17 protein-coding genes and 1 pseudogene are annotated in these 17544 nt (G+C 70.6%); 11 read left to right on the plus strand and 7 right to left on the minus strand.

Features of this window, described 5'->3' with window-relative positions; all coding sequences use genetic code 11:
• Positions 1–10: 10 nt before the first annotated feature.
• A complete protein-coding gene (locus tag AB0C62_RS18110; RefSeq protein ID WP_362974220.1) occupies positions 11–1285 on the minus strand; it encodes an MFS transporter in 1275 nt (424 codons plus the stop codon).
• Between the two features lie 788 nt (positions 1286–2073).
• On the opposite strand from AB0C62_RS18110, the gene AB0C62_RS18115 reads away from it, so the two are divergent.
• On the plus strand, positions 2074–3264 hold the full coding sequence (locus tag AB0C62_RS18115; protein ID WP_362974222.1) for a GNAT family N-acetyltransferase: 1191 nt from the start codon (positions 2074–2076) through the stop codon (positions 3262–3264).
• Positions 3265–3290: 26 nt separating this feature from the next.
• On the opposite strand, the gene bla is transcribed toward AB0C62_RS18115, so the two are convergent.
• Positions 3291–4169, minus strand: coding sequence for a class A beta-lactamase (bla, locus tag AB0C62_RS18120; RefSeq protein ID WP_362974224.1), 879 nt, complete (start codon positions 4167–4169; stop codon positions 3291–3293).
• 139 nt (positions 4170–4308) lie between these two features.
• Between bla and AB0C62_RS18125 the strand changes: the two genes are divergently transcribed.
• The gene (locus AB0C62_RS18125) at positions 4309–4863 is read left to right on the plus strand and encodes a GNAT family N-acetyltransferase (protein ID WP_362974226.1); all 555 of its coding nucleotides are present in this window, start codon (positions 4309–4311) and stop codon (positions 4861–4863) included.
• 38 nt (positions 4864–4901) lie between these two features.
• Here the strand turns inward: AB0C62_RS18125 and AB0C62_RS18130 are convergent, their stop codons facing one another.
• Positions 4902–5486 carry a hypothetical protein gene (locus AB0C62_RS18130; RefSeq protein ID WP_362974228.1) on the minus strand — a complete coding sequence of 195 codons (585 nt, stop codon included), beginning with the start codon at positions 5484–5486 and terminating at the stop codon, positions 4902–4904.
• Between the two features lie 240 nt (positions 5487–5726).
• Complete coding sequence (locus tag AB0C62_RS18135) at positions 5727–6080, minus strand: helix-turn-helix domain-containing protein (protein WP_362974230.1); 354 nt, start codon at positions 6078–6080, stop codon at positions 5727–5729.
• Between the two features lie 67 nt (positions 6081–6147).
• Between AB0C62_RS18135 and AB0C62_RS18140 the strand changes: the two genes are divergently transcribed.
• The gene (locus tag AB0C62_RS18140; RefSeq protein ID WP_362974232.1) at positions 6148–6708 is read left to right on the plus strand and encodes a carboxymuconolactone decarboxylase family protein; all 561 of its coding nucleotides are present in this window, start codon (positions 6148–6150) and stop codon (positions 6706–6708) included.
• Between the two features lie 78 nt (positions 6709–6786).
• Here AB0C62_RS18140 and AB0C62_RS18145 read toward each other — a convergent pair whose 3' ends face one another.
• The gene (locus AB0C62_RS18145) at positions 6787–7599 is read right to left on the minus strand and encodes a thioesterase family protein (protein ID WP_362974234.1); all 813 of its coding nucleotides are present in this window, start codon (positions 7597–7599) and stop codon (positions 6787–6789) included.
• A 441-nt stretch (positions 7600–8040) separates the two neighbouring features.
• Here AB0C62_RS18145 and AB0C62_RS18150 point away from each other — a divergent pair.
• From AB0C62_RS18150 to AB0C62_RS18160, 3 genes and pseudogenes are all read left to right on the plus strand, one after another.
• A pseudogene (locus AB0C62_RS18150) lies at positions 8041–8795 on the plus strand (L,D-transpeptidase family protein).
• Positions 8796–8975: 180 nt separating this feature from the next.
• Complete coding sequence (locus tag AB0C62_RS18155; protein WP_362974236.1) at positions 8976–9674, plus strand: response regulator transcription factor; 699 nt, start codon at positions 8976–8978, stop codon at positions 9672–9674.
• On the plus strand, positions 9671–11515 hold the full coding sequence (locus AB0C62_RS18160; protein ID WP_362974238.1) for a HAMP domain-containing sensor histidine kinase: 1845 nt from the start codon (positions 9671–9673) through the stop codon (positions 11513–11515). The genes AB0C62_RS18155 and AB0C62_RS18160 overlap by 4 nt, the downstream gene beginning before the upstream one ends.
• A 52-nt stretch (positions 11516–11567) precedes the next feature.
• On the opposite strand, the gene AB0C62_RS18165 is transcribed toward AB0C62_RS18160, so the two are convergent.
• A complete protein-coding gene (locus AB0C62_RS18165; RefSeq protein ID WP_362974240.1) occupies positions 11568–12506 on the minus strand; it encodes an RNA polymerase sigma-70 factor in 939 nt (312 codons plus the stop codon).
• A gap of 164 nt (positions 12507–12670) precedes the next feature.
• Here AB0C62_RS18165 and AB0C62_RS18170 point away from each other — a divergent pair, with 164 nt between their 5' ends.
• On the plus strand, positions 12671–13156 hold the full coding sequence (locus AB0C62_RS18170; RefSeq protein WP_362974447.1) for a carboxymuconolactone decarboxylase family protein: 486 nt from the start codon (positions 12671–12673) through the stop codon (positions 13154–13156).
• Between the two features lie 203 nt (positions 13157–13359).
• Here the strand turns inward: AB0C62_RS18170 and AB0C62_RS18175 are convergent, their stop codons facing one another.
• Positions 13360–13893 carry a GNAT family N-acetyltransferase gene (locus tag AB0C62_RS18175; protein ID WP_362974242.1) on the minus strand — a complete coding sequence of 178 codons (534 nt, stop codon included), beginning with the start codon at positions 13891–13893 and terminating at the stop codon, positions 13360–13362.
• Positions 13894–14021: 128 nt separating this feature from the next.
• Between AB0C62_RS18175 and AB0C62_RS18180 the strand changes: the two genes are divergently transcribed.
• The 4 genes from AB0C62_RS18180 to AB0C62_RS18195 are packed head-to-tail and all read left to right on the plus strand — an operon-like array spanning position 14022 to position 17472.
• A complete protein-coding gene (locus AB0C62_RS18180) occupies positions 14022–14468 on the plus strand; it encodes a MarR family transcriptional regulator (protein ID WP_362974244.1) in 447 nt (148 codons plus the stop codon).
• Between the two features lie 45 nt (positions 14469–14513).
• Positions 14514–16277 carry an MFS transporter gene (locus AB0C62_RS18185; RefSeq protein WP_362974246.1) on the plus strand — a complete coding sequence of 588 codons (1764 nt, stop codon included), beginning with the start codon at positions 14514–14516 and terminating at the stop codon, positions 16275–16277.
• Between the two features lie 59 nt (positions 16278–16336).
• Complete coding sequence (locus tag AB0C62_RS18190) at positions 16337–16903, plus strand: cysteine hydrolase (RefSeq protein WP_362974248.1); 567 nt, start codon at positions 16337–16339, stop codon at positions 16901–16903.
• Entirely contained in the window at positions 16900–17472 is a 573-nt protein-coding gene (locus AB0C62_RS18195; protein WP_362974250.1) for a YbhB/YbcL family Raf kinase inhibitor-like protein, read from the plus strand. The genes AB0C62_RS18190 and AB0C62_RS18195 overlap by 4 nt, the downstream gene beginning before the upstream one ends.
• The last annotated feature ends 72 nt before the right edge of the window (positions 17473–17544 follow it).

Here is a 17544-nt window from a genome sequence, read left to right on the forward strand (position 1 = left end):
TCGGCCCCGGTCAGGTGGCCGCGAGGGGTTCGCCGGCGGGCGTGCCGGTCGGCAGGGTCCGCATCCGGCGCAGCGGGGAGAGGAAGAGCCAGAGGAAGGCCAGCGAGGTGCCCACCGCCCCGGTGAGCACAGCACCGCGCGCCCCGAACATCTCGGCCAGCACACCGCCGCAGAGACTGCCGACGGGGCGCGCGCCCCAGGCGAAGAACCGCACGGTGGCGTTGACCCGGCCCAGCCGGTCGGGCGGCACGGCGCGCTGGCGGAAGCTGACCTGGGCCACGTTGTAGACCACGAGCGCCGCCCCCAGCCCGAACAGCGAGACGCTGACCAGCGCGAGCCGCCACCCGGGCTGGACGAGGGCGGCGAGCAGGGTGAGCGGGGCGCCGCACGCCACGCTGTACTTCACCGCCGTCGCGTCCCCCAGCGCCTCGATGAGCCGGCGCACCACGAGCGTGGCGAGGACACCTCCGAGGCTTCCCGCCGTCAGGAGCAGACCCACAGTGGTGGCGGGTACGGCGAGGTCGCGGGCGAGCAGGACCAGGAGCATCGCGTAGGACATGCTCCAGAACAGGGTCAGCGTCGTGGAGCACAGGACGATGGGCCGCAGCAGGGCGTCCCGTGTCACCAGCCGCACGCCTTCGGCGATCCCCCTGAGGAGTTGAGGACGGTCCTTGCGGGACGGGAGCGGCTCCGGCCGCCGGATCAGGGCGACGCACACGGCGGACCACACGTACCCGAAAGCCGTCGCGACGATGGCGAGCGGTGCGGTCACCAGCTGGATGAGCAGACCGCCGGCGCTGGGGCCGACCACACCCGCCACCTCCTCCACGCCGGCCAGCCGGGCGTTGGCGGTGACGAGGCGGTCGCCACTGACCACGTGCGGCAGGTAGCTCTGCTCGGCGACGTCGAAGAAGACGGTGAGGACACCGGTGACGAGCGAGACCGCGCACAGGTGGAGCACGTCGAGCGTGCCCAGGGTCCACGCCACCGGAATGCTGCCCAGGGCGACGGCGCGGCCGAGGTCGCAGGCGACCATCACCGTCCGCTTGCGCATCCGGTCCACCCACACGCCCGCGGGCAGTCCGACGACGAGGAAGGCCGCCGTCTGGCAGGCCGCGACGGCGCTGACCTCGAAGGCGGAGGCGTGCAGGGTCGTGGTGGCCAGGATCGGCATCGCCAATCCCAGGAGCCGGAAACCGAGTTGGCTCAGCGCCTGGGCGGTCAGCAGCAGGCGCAGGGCGCCCACCTCGCCCGCGCCGGCGGTGGAACGGGGTGGTCCGACCATCACCAGGCCTTTCCAGTGGGGCGTGGTCCCGTGCCATCACGGAACCGCGGTGCGGCGCACAGCGACGGCGGGGCCCGTGGACGCCGGTCTCCGGGGTGCGGAGCGGGGCCGCCCGGGTCCCGCCGGGGAGCGCGACGACGCTAGAGGCGGCACGGGGGCGCCGCAAGCGGGGGAGAGGCGACGGAGAGCGGGCGGAGAGACGCGAAATGACATGAGGTGTCCGGGAGTTGGGGGATCCCTCACGAACCTCCCCGCAGAACGGCAGGTCACCGTCCCCATCGGTTTTCCGCCGATTTCCGCTGACGAGCCGCGACAATGGCGGAGACGTCCCTTCAGTGGCATACGGGAGCTTGCGTCGCAGGGGGCGCTGACCTACGTTGTCCTCGCCGCCGCTCCGCGGGTGACGGCACGACCACCTCGCCGCGGCTCGTACCGCCCCGCACCCCTGATCCCGGCCCTCCCGTCGTGTGCCGGTGCGGTGTTCCTCCCGGCGCCCAGCCGGACGTGAAACCCTCCTCCAGACCTGTGCTGCGCCCTGCCCGCGACGCTTCCGCCCGCCTCCGCACGACTCGTGCGGCGGTCCGGACCGTCAGGGCGTCGCGCAGGCGCGGGCCTGCGGCGTGCCGCTGTGGGAGGGGCTGCCGAACGCGCCACCGACCAGCAAAGAAGACACCGTCAGAGTCACCGGCCGACGGGACCCTCCGACGGCTCCGTGAGCCCCGCCGGCCGCCGGACCCGCACACGACGGCGCCAACACCGGCCGCCGTGAAGCCGATCAGGAGAGCACCGTGCAGATTCCGGACGTGGACATCCGGGCCACCGAACGCGCCCGCCCCAGACCGCCGTTACCGCGTCCGACGGACGCACAGCCCATACCCGAGGGCGCATTCGATCCCCCTTCGGCACTCGGGGTCGTCCGGCATGCCACCCACCTCCCTCGCGCGGCCTGGGACCGTCTCGCCGGTCCCGACGCCGCCTACCTGGCGACCCGTTGGCTCGACGTGGCGGAGGACACCTCAGGCGCGGCCATGCGCTACGTCACCCTGACCGACGGCGAGGGCCTGGCCGGTGCACTGGCCACCGCGGTCGCCGACACGAACGCTCCATGGCTCGCAGGCCGCCCCGACACCGTATTGCGGTCCTGCGCGCAGGAGGGACGGCAAGGAGCACGGGAGCTGGCCGACGACCTGCCCGCCGACCTCGCGGACGCACTCCTGCCCGGCCTCGTCTGCGGAGGTCGGCACCTCGGCCGTACCACCCTCCTGAGCCGCGACGGCCACGACAGCGTCGGCGAACGGCTGTTGGGTGCCGCCGAGCGCCTTGCGGACGAGGAGGGGCTGCGCAGCGTGGCCTTCCTCCATGTCGACGAGCACGACAGCGGGCTGCGGAACCTGCTGGGCCGCCGCGGTTACCGCTCCTTCCACTCCGAGGACTATCACTGGCTGCCCGTGCCGGCGGGCGGCTTCGCGGAGTACGCCGCCGGGTTCTCCGCTCACCGCCGTCGCCGGATCGGAGCCGAACGCCGGGGGGTGCGCGATGCCGGCGTCCAGATCGCGACGGCCCCGCTCGACCCCGCCGACATCCCCCGCTTCGCGGAGCTGGAGACCACGCTCCTCGGCAAGTACGGGATGAACGCCTGGACCGCCGCGCGCTCCGCGGCCATCCTGGAGCGCGCGCTCGGCGCCTGCGGGCCGGACGCGCTGGCCGCCACCGCCCGCCTCGACGGCGAGATCATCGGCTTCGCGCTGATCGTGGTCCACCGCGACCGCTGGTTCGCGCACCGCGCCGGCTTCGACTACGCGGCCCAACGCAGGCTGCCGCTCTACTTCGAACTGCTCTACTACCACCTGGTCGAGGCCGCCGCCCGAGCCGGCGCCACCGTCATCCACTACGGCACGGGAAGCGGCGCCGCCAAGACCTCACGTGGCTGCCACGGCTCACGGCAGTACGCCTACCTCCGTACGCCCGCCCTCGTCTGAGGGAAGGGCCGCGCCGCTTGCCCCGCTCACCCTCGCAGCGCGGCGACGACGACTTCGGTGGCTCGGGCGATGAGTCGGTCGTCGTAGGCCGCGTCCTGGGTGGCACGGCTGGAGAGCACCGCGAGGACGATCGGGGCGGCGTCGGGGGGAAACACGACACCGATGTCGTTCCGTGTGCCATAGCTCGCGTTGCCGGTCTTGTCGCCGACTTTCCAGTGGGCGGGGACGCCGGCGCGGATCAGCGCGTCGCCGGTGGTGTTGTGCCCGAGCCAGCCGATCAGCAGCGCGCGCTTCTCGCTGCTCAGGACGCCGCCGAGGGCGTAGGCGCGCAGGGTGGAGGCCAGGGCACGGGGGGCGCTGGTGTCGCGTGGGTCGCCCGGAGTGGCCTCGTTGAGGGCGGGTTCGTACCGGTCGGCACGGGTGGTGGTGTCGCCGAGGCCGACCAGTTCGGTCTGGAGGCCCTTCGGGCCGCCGAGTTCGTCGAAGAGCAGGTTTCCGGCGGTGTTGTCGCTGTAGCGGATCGCGGCATCGCACAGCGCGCGCAACGACATGCCCGACTCCACATGCCGTTCGGTGACGGGGGAGTGGGCGACCAGATGGGCGCGCGTGTAACGGACGACTCTCTCCAGCCCCGCCGGCGTGTTCTTCCTCAGCACCGCCCCAGCGGCCAGGGCCTTGTAGGTGGAGGCGAAGGCGTACCGCTCGTCCGACCGGTACGCGACAGCCCTGCCCTTGCCGGTGTGTACGGCGTAGACGCCCAGCCGGGCATCGAATTCCCCCTCCAACTCGGCGAAGGAAGGCGCCGATTCCGTTGGCGCAGCGATTCCGCGTGGTGCGGCGCCGAACAGGGGAACGGCCGTAAGTCCGGTCAGCGCGGCGAGCGAGCCACGGCGCGTGAGTGCCATAGTTTCGTCCCGTTCATTCAACCTTGAGCGGTTATTACAGATCTTGTATACCTGACGTCCCGCGCCGTACGGCCCTCTCGGCGTGGCTGAGTGCGAACCCACGACGCGGGCCGAGCCGGCGTCACGGCAGGATGGGCGGATGGAACATCCCCTCGACGTGCCCGAACTCGATGCCCGTGAAGGATTCACACTCCGGCCGTGGCGCCTTTCGGATCTCCCGCTCGTCCAAGAAGTCTCCGAGGACGACTACATCCCGTTGATCACGACAGTTCCGTCGCCCTACTCCGACGCGGCCGGTGTCGCCTTCATCGAACGGCAGTGGAGCCGGGCGACCACGAGGGCCGGCTACACGTTCGTCATCGTGACCTCCGACGATCGGCCGGTCGGCCAGGTGGGCCTGTGGCTGAGGGATCTGCCGCAGGGACGCGCGTCGATCGGTTACTGGGTCGCCAAGTCGGCGCGCGGCCAGGGTGCCGCGGTGGCTGCCGTGGACGCGGTGGCCCACTGGGCGTTGCGCACCCTGCGCATTCCCCGGCTCGAACTGTGGATGGAACCCGAGAACTCGGCATCCGTACGGACTGCCGAACGCGCGGGATTCCAACGTGAGGGACTGCTGCGGAAATGGCAGCAAGTGGGCGACGAACGCAGGGACATGTTCATGTACGCGCTGCTGAATGAGGCGACTTGTAGGTGACGTCGGGGGCCTGCCGGGGGTGCCACCCGTCGGCCTACCTACGCCTTCGGGACGGTCCATTCGACGGGGTCGCGCGAGTCGACGTCGTAGACGATGCCCGTCGGTTTGCTCCCGTGCTTCACGGAGAACGTGATCTTTCCCCGGTAACAGGTGCCGGGTCTCACCGCTGCCCCGCCGACGGAGTAGAGAGGCTCGGCGACTCCCTTGGAGCTGATCCTGGGAGCGGCGACCCGGGTGCCGTCGGCGTAGCGCAGGCTCCAAGGCGTCTGGGCGACGATGACGTTGGTGCTGTCGGTGGCGGCGCATACCCTGACGTCGAGGACCGCCCAGTCCGGGTCGGGGACGCCGGACGCCTCGTCGGGCAGGGACACGTCTTCGGCGGGCTGGCGGTAGCTGATGACGGTGGTCGTGCCGCTGATGTGACTGCCGTCGGTGTCCGTGTCGCTCCAGTGGGATCCCGTGCCGAAGGCGAGCGCCCTTGCGGCGGGATGGGCGCTGGGTCCGGCGCCGGACCCGGCGGCAGTGGCCGGCACCTCGGCATCCGGTCCGCTGCCGTCGACGACGCTGCAAGCGGTGGCCGTGGTAACGATGAGCAGGGCTGCGGCGGCTCTGCGGACAGGCATGGTCCCCCTGTGAAGTGCTGGTGCTGAGAGGGAATCATGCGTTACGCGAAGCCCGAGTGGGACGGGTGTGCCCATCTTGTGATCTTGTAGGCGGCGAGCTGCGCGTCCGGGCTCGCCGGTGCCGCAGCGTCGGGCTCGTGAGCCGGTGCGGAACGTGATCGGCGGCGTCTCGTCCCGGTCGCGTGGGGCAGATGTGCGTGCCCTGCCCCGCGTCCCGCCGCATGATCCAAACGGCAGGCCCTAGCGCGCCCCCGTAGCGTCGGCTCCCGTCTCCCTGGCCCATCGTCGGCTCCAGGCGTCCAGCGGGCTCAGGGCTTCGACAAGGGCCTGGCCGAGTTGGGTGAGGTGGTAGCCGTCGGCCTCCAGGGCGAGCAGGTGGGCGTCGGTCAGTTCGTCGAGCCGGGTGCTGAGCACGCTCGAGGACATGCGTTCACAGCGGCGCTGCAACTCGCGGAAGCCGGACGGCGACTGACTCAACTCCCACAGGATCCGCATCGCCCAGCGCCGCCCGAGCAGGTCCAGTACGGCCATGACCGGACGACCCGACTCGGACCCCCGTACGGGCACACCCGGCCGTGGTGCATCGGCTTCCATGTCCACCCCTTGTGCTTCGGTTGTCGAGGCATCATAGTGATTCGAAAATCGAAGCAGGAGGTGCGGCATGCCGCGCATCGAACCGCTCGCCCCGCCCTACGCCCCCGCCGTCGACCAGGCGCTCCGCCGATGGATGCCTCCCGGTGTTTCGCACGAGCCACTCACCCTGTTCCGGGTGCTGCACCGCAACCCGGAACTCGCCTCGCGCATGTTCGCCCTCGGTGCCGGCCTACTGGGCCACGGGCTGCTCCCCGCCATCGACCGCGAGATCGTGATCGCCCGGGTGACCGCGCGCTCCGACTGCGCCTACGAATGGGGCGTGCACGCCGCGACCTTGGCGCGGCAGGCCGGGCTCAGCCCGGAACAGCTCCGGGCAACCACCCGACCGGACACGCCGGTCAGCGGCCCGTGGCTGCCACGTCAGGCGGCACTGCTCGACGCCGTCGACGAACTGCACGACACGACGCGTCTCACGCAACCCGCCTGGGACGCCGTGCGCGCGTACTACGACGAGGCTCAACTCCTCGAACTCGTCGTACTGATCGGCTGGTACCGAACCATCAGCTGTCTCGCCAACGGGCTCCTCCTCGAAGAGGAACCCTGGGGCACCCGGTTCCCCACGACCTGACCACGTACCCGGCGAGAGGGGCGGGGGTCCAACTCGTCGGGATACGGCGAGAGTTCGGCGCACAGGGGGACTCTTCGTTCAGCCGTGGGCCCCCGGCACGGGGCGAACCGTGAGGATCTGTTCGGCGTGGCCGACCGGCCCGTCGACGTCGTGAAGGACCGTGCTGGTGAGGCCCTGTCCCAGAGGGCCGAAGGTGACCGTGGTGTCGAGCCCTGTCCACGAACCGTGCGGTTGGCGGTGCAGGTGGACGGTCAGGTCGACGTTGGGGAACATCCACTCGGTGGGCGACTGCCGGACGGCGATGCCGTTCGCCGTGTCGACGAGGGCGAGATAGGACGCGAGTGGACTGACGGGGACACCGGCGACCAGATCAAGTGGACTCGACACCCAGGCAGTTGTGCGGCCCGGTCGGGGTGGTGCGAGCGGGCGGACGTCCAAGGAGGCGATGTAGCCGCCGGGCCAGACCTCGGACATCGGCCACGCGGCGAGCGAATCGGGGTGGGGGAGGGGGTCTCCGGCGCCCGCGGCGACCGCTGAGGTGTCGGCCGTGGCCAGGAACCAGGCGCGTGCCCGGACGACCGGCCGATCGGCGATCCGCACGACCGCCTCCAGGAGTTCGATGGTCCGACCCGGGCGGAGGGTCTCCACCTCGATCGTGCACTCGTCGAGAGCGAGACGGCCGAGGATGTCGTAACTCACCCGGGCAAGCGCCAGTCCACGGTCCGGGCCTGCCGCATGGTGACCGTCGAGAGCGTGGACGATCAGCCCGCCCAGCGGACTGAAGTGCTGCTCGTCGGGGTCCCAGGCGCCGCCGGCGTACGGGGTCGGTTTGTATCGGTGGTCGTCGATGGCTTCGAAGTAGCTGCCTCGGGGGCCGGCGGACACGGACAACGGCTGTCTCTCCCTACGCGCCAAGGCCTTCCCGAAGGAAGAGCCGACGGGACGTCGACCGGCCGGCACGCCGGCGCCAACCGGTCGCCCAGCCGAGATGGCAAAGTGTACGGGGCACGCACTTTCCCGGTGCGACGCCCATCTCCCGCTGCCGGGGGTGGACCACGCTGGGAACAGGCCCAGCAGTTCATGGAGCTTGAGCCGTCCGCAGGCCCTGCCATGGTCGACGATCCTGCGGCGACGTCCTCGATCGAGCCCACGCCGGTCGAAGCGGCCCGACAGGTCGCCTGCCGGCTCCGCGCAGCGTCCGCCCGCGGTGGCGGAGCGGAAGCGTCCGATGATCAAGTCCCTGGATCATGGATGAAACGCTCCCGTCGAGGTACTCCACCGCATTGTGGATGACCTGACGAGTTCCTCATATGCCTGGGCCATGGTCGGAGCATGATCAACCCCGTACACCGTGTTCCCATCGCGATCGCCGCCGCCTCGTTCCTGCTCGCCGGGTGCGGCGCCGGTGCCCGGACCGACCGCCTCGGCACCGGCGTCGCCGGACCTTCGGCACGCCCTGACGTCGTGACACTGGATCCAGCGTCCGCCGCCTCCCCGGATGCCACACCGCAGGACCTGCCGGGGCTGGGGCCCAAGACCCGGGCCGCGGTCCCGGCGCGGAGTCGACAGGCCGTCGTGGCGACCGGCCGGGGGAAGGACTCGCCGCAGGCCACCGTGGTGCTGTACGAGCGCACGGAGGCGGGCTGGCGGGCGGGCCCGAGTCTGCCCGCGCACAACGCCCTCAAGGGCTGGAGCGAGCACCACCATGGCGGTGATCTCCGTTCGCCCATCGGCGTCTTCACGCTGACGGATGCGGGGGGCCTGCGGCCGGACCCCGGCTCCCGTACGACCGCTCACACGGTTTCGTCTCGCCCGGCACCGGCTTCAAGGGCGAGTCGCTGTCCGGCTCCTTCGACTACGTGGTCGCCATCAACTACAACCGCAAACCAGGCACTTCGCCCCTGGACTGGACCCGGCCGATGGGCGCGGACCGGGGCGGCGGCATATGGCTGCACGTCGACCACGGCGGTCCCACCCACGGATGTGTCAGCCTCCGCGAGGACGACCTGAAGCACCTGATGCGCGCGCTGGATCCCGACCGGCACCCGGTCGTCGTCATGGGGGACGCGGCCTCGCTCGCACGCTGACACCGACCGGGGGAGACCAGCCGAGGGCGGCGTGCACTCCGCGTGGAGGCGCGCCCCCCACGGGCGGGTCTTCGGTCTCCCGTCGCAGTAGCCCTGCAGACGGCTGTGAGGAACGTGTCAGCGTGTGGGAAGCACCTCTCGCCGGCCGATTCGCCGCCGGATCCGCATAGCATCGGCGCCGTGTGCGCACATGTGCTGGTCGCGGAGGACGACGAGAAGCAGGCCGAACTGATACGCCGGTCGCTGCTGGGGGAGGGACACACGGCCACGGTCGTCCACGACGGCGGAGCCGCCCTCCAGGAAGCCCGGCGGCACCGCCCCGACCTCGTCGTCCTCGACCTGATGCTCCCGGTGATCGACGGCTTCGAGGTCTGCAGGCAGCTGCGGAGAGACGACGACATCCCTGTCCTGATGCTGACCGCCCGCTCCACCGAGGACGACATACTGCTCGGCCTCGAACTCGGCGCCGACGACTACATCACCAAGCCGTACAGCCCGCGCGAGCTGATGGCCCGGATCCGTACGGTCCTGCGCCGCGGCGGACGGCTCGCGGCCGACGAGCACAGTGATCCGTCCGTGCGCGCCGCGGGGATCGCGATGGACCCGGTGCGGCACACCGTCCACTGCGACGGCGCGCCGGTGGACTGCACACCGGGCGAGTACGCGATCCTCCTCGCGATGGTGAGCGAACCCGAACGGGTCTTCTCACGGCGACAGTTGCTGCACCACACCCGGGGCATCGACCGGGCCTCGACCGAACGCGCCATCGACGTCCACATCATGAACCTCCGCAAGAAGATCGAGGCGGATCCGCGCAGTCCGGTACGCCTGCTGACCGTGTTCGGCGTCGGATACAAACTCAGCGGAGGCCGCGGGTGAGCCGTGCCCTGCCGCTGCGCAGAAGCCTTCTCGTACGCCTGCTGATCACCTCCGTGCTCATCGCCGCATGCTCCGTGGCGGCGACAGCCTGGCTCGCCGTGCAGACCACGACCCGGGCCATCCAGGAGGAACAGGGCCAGGTGCTCGCCGACGACATGGACATCCTCCGGCAGCTCAGCGGATACGCGGCCACCCATCCGGACTGGACGCACGTCGCCGGGACCCTGCGCTCCATCTCCCACCGGACCGGCCGCCGCATCGCGCTGACCACAACCGGCCGCGTCCCCATCGCGGACTCCGCGGACCACAGGTTCTCCCTGCCCCTCAAAGCCGCGGCCACCGTCGATCCGCTGCGCACCGACACCGACACCGAACCCGGGGCGCAGCTCGCCGGTATCGATCCGCGCGCCGTGGGACCGTACCGGCTGCCCACGGCCGAACGCCTGAAGGTCGCGAAGCTGGCCACCGTTCGCCAACAGTGCTTCGCCCGCAACGGTGTTCGCACCCGGATGGAGCGGCTGCCGAGCGGCCGGTCGTACCTCACGAACGTCGACCCGCGGGCGGATCCCGGCTACGTGCCCGAAGAGTGCGCCGACGGGAAACTCAACACCCCCACCCGGACCGAGCAGAAGGCCCTGGACTCCCTCTCCCGACTGACCCGGTCATGCCTGGACCGGCACGACGTCCACATCGACTACCCCGTGGCCCTGACCGTCGACGCCACGACCGGATCCGCCGCGGAGCCCTACTTCATGGGCAAAAGATCGGTCGAACAGCAGGGTGCCCAAGCCCGCACGGCGAAGGCCTGCATCGACAGTGGGCGCCGGCAACAGCTCGCCCCCTACGTGGCCCCAGCCGCGGAGCTCTTCCTCGGCACCGGTGACAGTGCCACCCCGCGCTTCAACATGTCCACCGCGAACAAGGTGAAGGTGGCCGGGGTCACCGGACTCGTCCTCGCCCTCACGGTGGCCGCCACCGCGCTGATCGCCCTGCGTCTCGTCCGTCCGCTCCGCGCCCTGACGGCGGCCGCCCAGCAACCACCGGAGCAGCACGTCCGTGTCCCGGTCACCACCCACGACGAGACCGGCGTGCTGGCCCTCGCTTTCAATGAACTCGCCGAGCGTCGCGAGCGCATGGAGGCACAGCGCAAGGCGATGGTCAGCGACATCGCCCACGAACTGCGCACCCCGCTCACCAACATTCGGGGCTGGCTGGAGGTGGCCCGCGACGGTCTCGTCGACCCTGACCCGGAACTGCTGGCCTCCCTGCACGACGAGGCGGTGATCCTCCAGCGCGTCATCGACGACCTCCAGGAGCTTGCGGCCGCGGACGCCGGAACCCTTCGCCTGCACCGCGAGGAGATACGCGCCGACGAACTGCTCGAACAGGTCGCCGCGGCCCACCGCGTGCGGGCACAGGACGCGGAGATCCGCCTTGCCGTCGACGCGGCAGACGCCCTGTGGCTGAACGCGGACCCCGTCCGGATGCGGCAGACCCTCGGCAACCTGATGTCCAACGCGATCCGGCACACACCGGCAGGCGGCGCGATCACCCTGCGCGCCCGCCGCCAGGACGATCGAATCGTCCTCGAAGTGTCGGACACCGGGGCCGGCATCGAACCCGAAGACCTGCCTCATGTCTTCGACCGCTTCTGGCGGGCGGAGAAGTCGCGCAGTCGGCGTACCGGCGGCAGCGGCCTGGGCCTGGCCATCGTCCGGCAACTCGTCACCGCGCACGGCGGAACCGTCACCGTCTCCAGCACGGGCGGTACCGGATCGGTGTTCTCCGTGCAACTCCCCTGCATCGAGGGGCCTGTCGGACCACCCGCAGCATCCATCTGATCGCCCGGCTCTCCATCCGCCGGCGGCGACAACCATCGAGCGGAGCCACGCTTCATCGATGCAGCGTGGTCCCGCGCTGCAGACGCGACAGCTTCTCGGGGTTGCGCACCGAGTAGAGCCCGGTGATGAAGCCGTCGTCCATCCGTAGCGCCAACACCGTGTCGATCTGGCCGTCGAGCCGAAGGAGCAGGGCGGGGCAGCCGTTGACCTGCGCCAACTCCATCGACCTCGCTGCCAGATTGCCGAGTCCCGCCGAGAGGACCGCTGCGACCGCCTCCGCACCGACGACGGGCTCCAGCGCGGCCTGCGCGATACCTCCGCCGTCGCCGAGGAACACGACATCCGGTGACAGGACATCGAGCAGGTGTTGCAGATCGCCGGTGGCGACGGCTCGTTGGAACGCCGTCAGGGCGTTGCGGGTGTCGGCCGCGGACACGGCCCCGCGCGGCCGGCGTGCCGCGACATGGGCCCGAGCGCGGTAGGCGAGCTGGCGGACCGCTGCCGGGGTCCTGCCGACCGCGTCGGCGATCTCCTCGTAGTCGAAGGCGAAGACCTCACGCAGGACGAACACCGCCCGCTCGACGGGCGTGAGCGCTTCGAGCACCAGCAGCATGGCCATCGAGACGTGCTCGGCGAGTTCGACCTCGGTGGCCACGTCGGGGGACGTGAGCAGTGGTTCGGGCAGCCAGGGGCCGACGTAGGACTCCCTGCGGCGACGAAGCGTGCGCAGACGGTCGAGCGCCTGGCGGGTGGTGATGCGGACCAGATAGGCGCGTCGATCCCGCACGGTGTCGAGATCGACGGTGGTCCAGCGCAACCAGGTCTCCTGCAGGACGTCCTCCGCGTCGGCGGCCGAGCCGAGCATCTCGTAAGCGACCGTGAAGAGGAGACTGCGGTGGGCGACGTACGCATCGGTGGCGGGGTCCGACGGGCTGACGCGGCTCTCGCCGAGGCCGCCTTCGTCAGGTGCGGGCTGCGCCGTTCCGGACATGGTGCTCCTGCCTTCCCTCGGATCTGTCATCCCCTCGACGCCGCAGCCCCCTGGTCCGTAACACCGAATCGACGTGGTCCGCCTCACATCGCAGCCGTGTTACGGCGGTACGGGGGGCGCCGTCTTGTGCTCGTCCACTCACCACTGCGAGCGAGGAGCACATGATGGAACCCCGTTTCGACCTGAACGCGAACGATTTCGGCGCGAGGATCGGCAAGCGGTTCGCCAACACCAGTGTGGCGATCGTGCAGTCGAGTCTGCCGAAGTCGCTGATCGAACTCGTGGAGTTGCGCGCCAGCCAGATCAACGGCTGCGGCTTCTGCGTCGACGCCCACACCAAGGAGCTCGCGGCGGCCGGTGAACCCGCGGTCCGGATCAATCTGGTCGCCGCGTGGCGCGAGTCCACCGTGTTCACCGAGGGGGAGCAGGCCGCGCTGGCGCTGGCCGAGGAGGGCACGCGCCTGGCCGACGCCCAGCAGGGCGTCTCCGACGAGACCTGGGCCCTGGTCCGTAAGCACTACGACGACGACCAGATCGCCGCGCTGGTCTACCTGGTCGCCATGATCAATGCCGCCAACCGGCTCCTGGTGATCACCAGGACGAAGGGCGGCTCCTACCGGGCCGGAACGTTCGACACCGTGGCGGACTGAACGGCAGGGAGATCCCGGTCCGTCCGAGAGCAACCCCTCGCGGGCGGACCGGAGTTGCGTACGCATGCTCATGTGCGCCACCACCCGCCATGACCGACAGCTCTTCCGTCCCGGAGCACGCGCGCCCTTGGTCGCGCCTGACATGCCTTGGCTGATGACGCAGGGGACTCGCTGATCGTGCCGAGACCGGGCCGCTCGCGGGGTCAGCCTCTCCCGGCGGGCCCCGCGCCCGGCGGGCGCACCATGAAGACGTCGATCGGATCCTCGGAGTCGACGACGAATCCGTGACGCTCGTAGAGCCGACGGGCCGCACTGCCCTGCAGGACGTTCAGGCGCACGGTCGTGCCGTGTGCCTCCGCGCGCCGCAACACCGTGCGCAGGACGGCGGATCCAAGCCCTCGGCCCTGATACCGGGGCGCCAGGTAGAAGTGCTCCAGCCACTGAGCACCCTCGGCCGGTCGGACCGTGACGCACCCCATGACTTCGCCGTCGCTCGTGATGATCGACGTGTGCTCCGTGGAGAAGGAGTCCCGCAGGCGCTGTCGCACCCGGTGCTCGTCGTAGCGTCCGAGGCGCTCCAGGTCCGGGCGCATCACCGTGGCCCGCAATTCCGCGATCGCCTCGACGTCCGCCACGACCGCGGGACGCAGCGTCCAGCTCGCTCCACGCGCCGACGCGGTCTGCGGAGGCGCTCCCCCGTCCGATCGCGTCCGGCTCGGCGGCATCTCGGCATTCATGGCCGGAGTATCGCAGTCCGCCTGCTCGGACCTGGCACGCAGGCAGCCCGACTCGGTCCGGGCGGTGCGGCAGGACCGGTGATCCGGGCCGAATCTACTAAGGCAGGTTTATAAGGTAGCCTTAGTATATGAATGAGGATCTGGACCCTGAACCCGACGTGGTCGCCTCAGTCCTGCTGGCGAGCCTCAGCCTGCTCGTGCGGCGGGTACGGCAAGTGCCGGTCGGTGGCGGACTCACCATGCCCGAGCGGAGTGCCCTGTCCCACCTGGAGCGCTCCGGCCCCACGACCTCCTCGGCGCTCGCCCGAGAGGCGCAGATCACCGCACAGGCCATGGGGGCGACGCTCGGCGCCCTGCGAGATCGTGGCCTGGTCGAACGCCGCCCGGATCCCGACGACGGCAGACGCGTGGTGCTGACGGTGACCGACGCCGGCCGGCAGGCGCTGAAGGACAAGCGCAACGCGCGGACGGAACTTCTCGCCCAGGCTCTGACCAGTGGCGCCTTCACCCCGGCGGAGCTGGAGCAACTCGCCTCGGCCGCGCCGCTGTTGGAGCGACTGGCGCGGAACATCTGACGACGCCGCGACATCGCGACACCGGACCATCGAGGAAGCGACCTGATGTCGGTTACCCCCACGACACCCGCCCTGAGCCGTCCGCCCGGGGACCGGTACAAGTGGACGGCCCTGTCCAACACGACCGCCGCCGTCTTCATGTCGGCGCTGGACGGCTCCATCGTGCTGATCGCCCTCCCGGCGATCTTCCGCGGCGTGCACCTGGACCCGCTGGCCCCGGGCAACATCGCCTATCTGCTGTGGATGATCATGGGATACCGGCTGGTCCAGGCCGTCCTCGTGGTCACCGTCGGCCGCCTGGGAGACATGTACGGTCGCGTCCGCATCTACAACGCCGGGTTCGCCGTCTTCACCTTCGCCTCGATCCTGCTGTCCTTCGACCCCTTCGACGGGGGCCACGGCGCGATGTGGCTGATCGCCTGGCGGGTGCTGCAGGCCGTCGGCGGCTCGATGCTGACCGCGAACTCCGCCGCGATCCTCACCGACGCCTTCCCGGAGGAACAGCGCGGCTTCGCCCTGGGCATCAACCAGGTGGCCGCCCTGGCCGGCATGTTCATCGGCCTGGTCGCGGGCGGACTGCTCGCGACCTGGGACTGGCGGGCGGTGTTCTGGGTGAACGTGCCCGTCGGTGTGTTCTTCACGGTGTGGGCCTACCGCACCCTGCGCGAGACCGGGAAACGCGGCGGCGGCCGGATCGACTGGTGGGGCAACATCACCTTCGCGGTGGGGCTGAGCGCGGTCCTGATCGCCGTCACCTTCGGCCTGCAGCCTTACGGCGGCCACACCATGGGCTGGACCAACCCGCTCGTCGACCTACTGATCGCCGGCGGGCTGGTCCTGCTGGCGGCGTTCGTCGCGATCGAGAACCGCACCTCGGTGCCGATGATCCAACTGAGCCTCTTTCGCCAACGGGCCTTCACCTTCGGCAATCTGGCGGGTCTGGCCATTTCGATCGGCCGGGGCGGGATGCAGTTCGTGCTGATCATCTGGCTGCAGGGCATCTGGCTCCCGCTGCACGGCTACGACTACGCCGACACTCCGCTGTGGGCCGGCATCTTCATGCTCCCGCTCACCGCCGGGTTCCTCGCCGCCGGGCCGGTCTCCGGCTACCTCTCCGACCGGCTCGGTTCCCGGGGGCTGGCCACCGGCGGCGCGCTGCTGTTCGGGGCGAGCTTCCTCGGACTGATGGTCCTGCCGATCGACTTCAGCTACTGGACCTTCGCCGTGCTGATCGCGCTCAACGGGATCGCCAGCGGCATGTTCGCCTCACCCAACTCCTCCTCGATCATGGGCAGCGTCCCCGCCCAACTGCGTGGAGTCGCCTCGGGCATGCGCGCCACCTTCCAGAACTCCGGAACCGCCGTCTCCATCGGCGTCTTCTTCTCCCTGATGATCGCCGGACTGGCCGGCAGCCTCCCGCACACCCTCACCACCGGACTCCGGCAACAGGGCGTATCCGCTCACGTGGCCACCCAGATCGGCCACCTACCCCCGGTCGCGTCCCTGTTCGCCGCGCAACTGGGCGTCAACCCGATCCAGCACCTTCTCCAGCCCACCGGCGCCCTGACCCATCTGACCGCGACGCAACAACAGGCTCTGACCGGGCGCGAGTTCTTTCCCAGTCTGATAGCCGGGCCCTTCCACTCGGGTCTGGTCATCGTCTTCGCCTTCGGCGCCATCCTCGCCCTCCTCGCCGCGATCGCCTCCCTGCTCCGCGGGACCAGCTCCACCGCCGGGACCCGCACGGTGCCCACGGCCACCACAGGCGACGCCACACCTCGTCGATCCGACAGGTCCACCAGCAGCTGAGGCCGGCCAACTGCCCGTCCCAGCAACCCACCAGCCGACCTCCGCAGGAGAGAAGACCGATGGCACTGACAACCCTCGACCCCACGGCCGCACTGGTCGTGATCGACCTGCAGAAGGGGATCGTCTCGGCCCACGCCGCCCCCGCGGCCACCGCAGCCGTGGCCCGGGCCACCCGCCTGGCCGACGCGTTCCGAAAGCACGACCTCCCCGTGGTTCTGGTCAACGTCACCGGCCGCGCGCCAGGACGCACCGACACCGGCGGATCCGCGAGCGACGTCGCGCTACCGGCCGGCTGGGCGGACCTCATCGACGAACTCGACATCCGTGCGACCGACCACCTGATCACCAAGCGGCGGCGCAGCGCGTTCCACGACACCGGCCTCGACACCCTGCTACGGGACCTGGGCGTCACCCAGGTGGTGCTCGCGGGCATCTCGACCAGTTCCGGCGTCGAGTCGACGGCCCGCTCGGCCTCCGACCATGGCTACCACGTCGTCCTGGCCACCGACGCCATGAGCGACCCCGCCGCGGACGCTCACCGCCACAGCGTCGAACGCGTCTTCCCCAAGCTCGGAGAAACCGCCACCACCGCGGAGGTCGTCACGATGGTCGAGGCGGCGCGATGAGCCTGCTCGGCCGACTCCTGATCAACCGCAGGGCAGGCGAGACCCACACCGCGTGGAATCTGCCCAACCTTCAAGGCCCTGAGGTCCTCACCCTCGCCAGCCGCCAGTTCGGCGACGGTGAGGCGATGCCGCTCGCCCACGCCGAGAAGTACGCCGGCGGCGACAACCTGTCACCCCACCTCAGCTGGACCCCGCCGCCGGCCGGGACGGAGCAACTCCTCCTGGTCGTCGAAGACATCGACGTCCCGGTCGGAAAGCCGGCCGTGCACTGTCTCGCGCTCGTGGACCCCGCATCCGGGCACCTGGAAGCCGGTGCACTCGACGCACGGGAACCGGCCCCCGGAGTGCGACTGCTGAAGTCCACCATCGGGCGGGGCTACCACGGCCCCGCGCCCGTCAAAGGCCACGGCCCGCACCACTACACCTTCCAGCTCTTCGCCCTCGCGGCCTCCGTGGACAACGGGTCCGGCAGCACGCCGGTGGACCGGGTGCGACCCCGCACCCTCCTGCCCGCCGTCATCGCACCCGTCCTCGCACGAGGCCGGCTGACCGGCGTCTACGAACGCTGACCGCGGGACCGGGCCACGGCGCAGCCTGCCGAGCCGCGTTGTTGCCTCGCCGCACACGGCGGCCCGGTTCGC

Origin of the sequence: Streptomyces sp. NPDC048643 (assembly GCF_040650615.1) — a bacterium.
Lineage (GTDB): Bacteria > Actinomycetota > Actinomycetes > Streptomycetales > Streptomycetaceae > Streptomyces.

Bases quoted from the DNA above. Each gene is read 5' to 3' on its own strand.
- AB0C62_RS18110 (WP_362974220.1), bottom strand. From the start codon at position 1,285: ATGGTCGGACCACCCCGTTCCACCGCCGGCGCGGGCGAGGTGGGCGCC.
- bla (WP_362974224.1), bottom strand. From the start codon at position 4,169: ATGGCACTCACGCGCCGTGGCTCGCTCGCCGCGCTGACCGGACTTACG.
- AB0C62_RS18125 (WP_362974226.1), top strand. From the start codon at position 4,309: ATGGAACATCCCCTCGACGTGCCCGAACTCGATGCCCGTGAAGGATTC.
- AB0C62_RS18130 (WP_362974228.1), bottom strand. From the start codon at position 5,486: ATGCCTGTCCGCAGAGCCGCCGCAGCCCTGCTCATCGTTACCACGGCC.
- AB0C62_RS18135 (WP_362974230.1), bottom strand. From the start codon at position 6,080: ATGGAAGCCGATGCACCACGGCCGGGTGTGCCCGTACGGGGGTCCGAG.
- AB0C62_RS18140 (WP_362974232.1), top strand. From the start codon at position 6,148: ATGCCGCGCATCGAACCGCTCGCCCCGCCCTACGCCCCCGCCGTCGAC.
- AB0C62_RS18165 (WP_362974240.1), bottom strand. From the start codon at position 12,506: ATGTCCGGAACGGCGCAGCCCGCACCTGACGAAGGCGGCCTCGGCGAG.
- AB0C62_RS18170 (WP_362974447.1), top strand. From the start codon at position 12,671: ATGGAACCCCGTTTCGACCTGAACGCGAACGATTTCGGCGCGAGGATC.
- AB0C62_RS18175 (WP_362974242.1), bottom strand. From the start codon at position 13,893: ATGAATGCCGAGATGCCGCCGAGCCGGACGCGATCGGACGGGGGAGCG.
- AB0C62_RS18180 (WP_362974244.1), top strand. From the start codon at position 14,022: ATGAATGAGGATCTGGACCCTGAACCCGACGTGGTCGCCTCAGTCCTG.
- AB0C62_RS18185 (WP_362974246.1), top strand. From the start codon at position 14,514: ATGTCGGTTACCCCCACGACACCCGCCCTGAGCCGTCCGCCCGGGGAC.
- AB0C62_RS18190 (WP_362974248.1), top strand. From the start codon at position 16,337: ATGGCACTGACAACCCTCGACCCCACGGCCGCACTGGTCGTGATCGAC.
- AB0C62_RS18195 (WP_362974250.1), top strand. From the start codon at position 16,900: ATGAGCCTGCTCGGCCGACTCCTGATCAACCGCAGGGCAGGCGAGACC.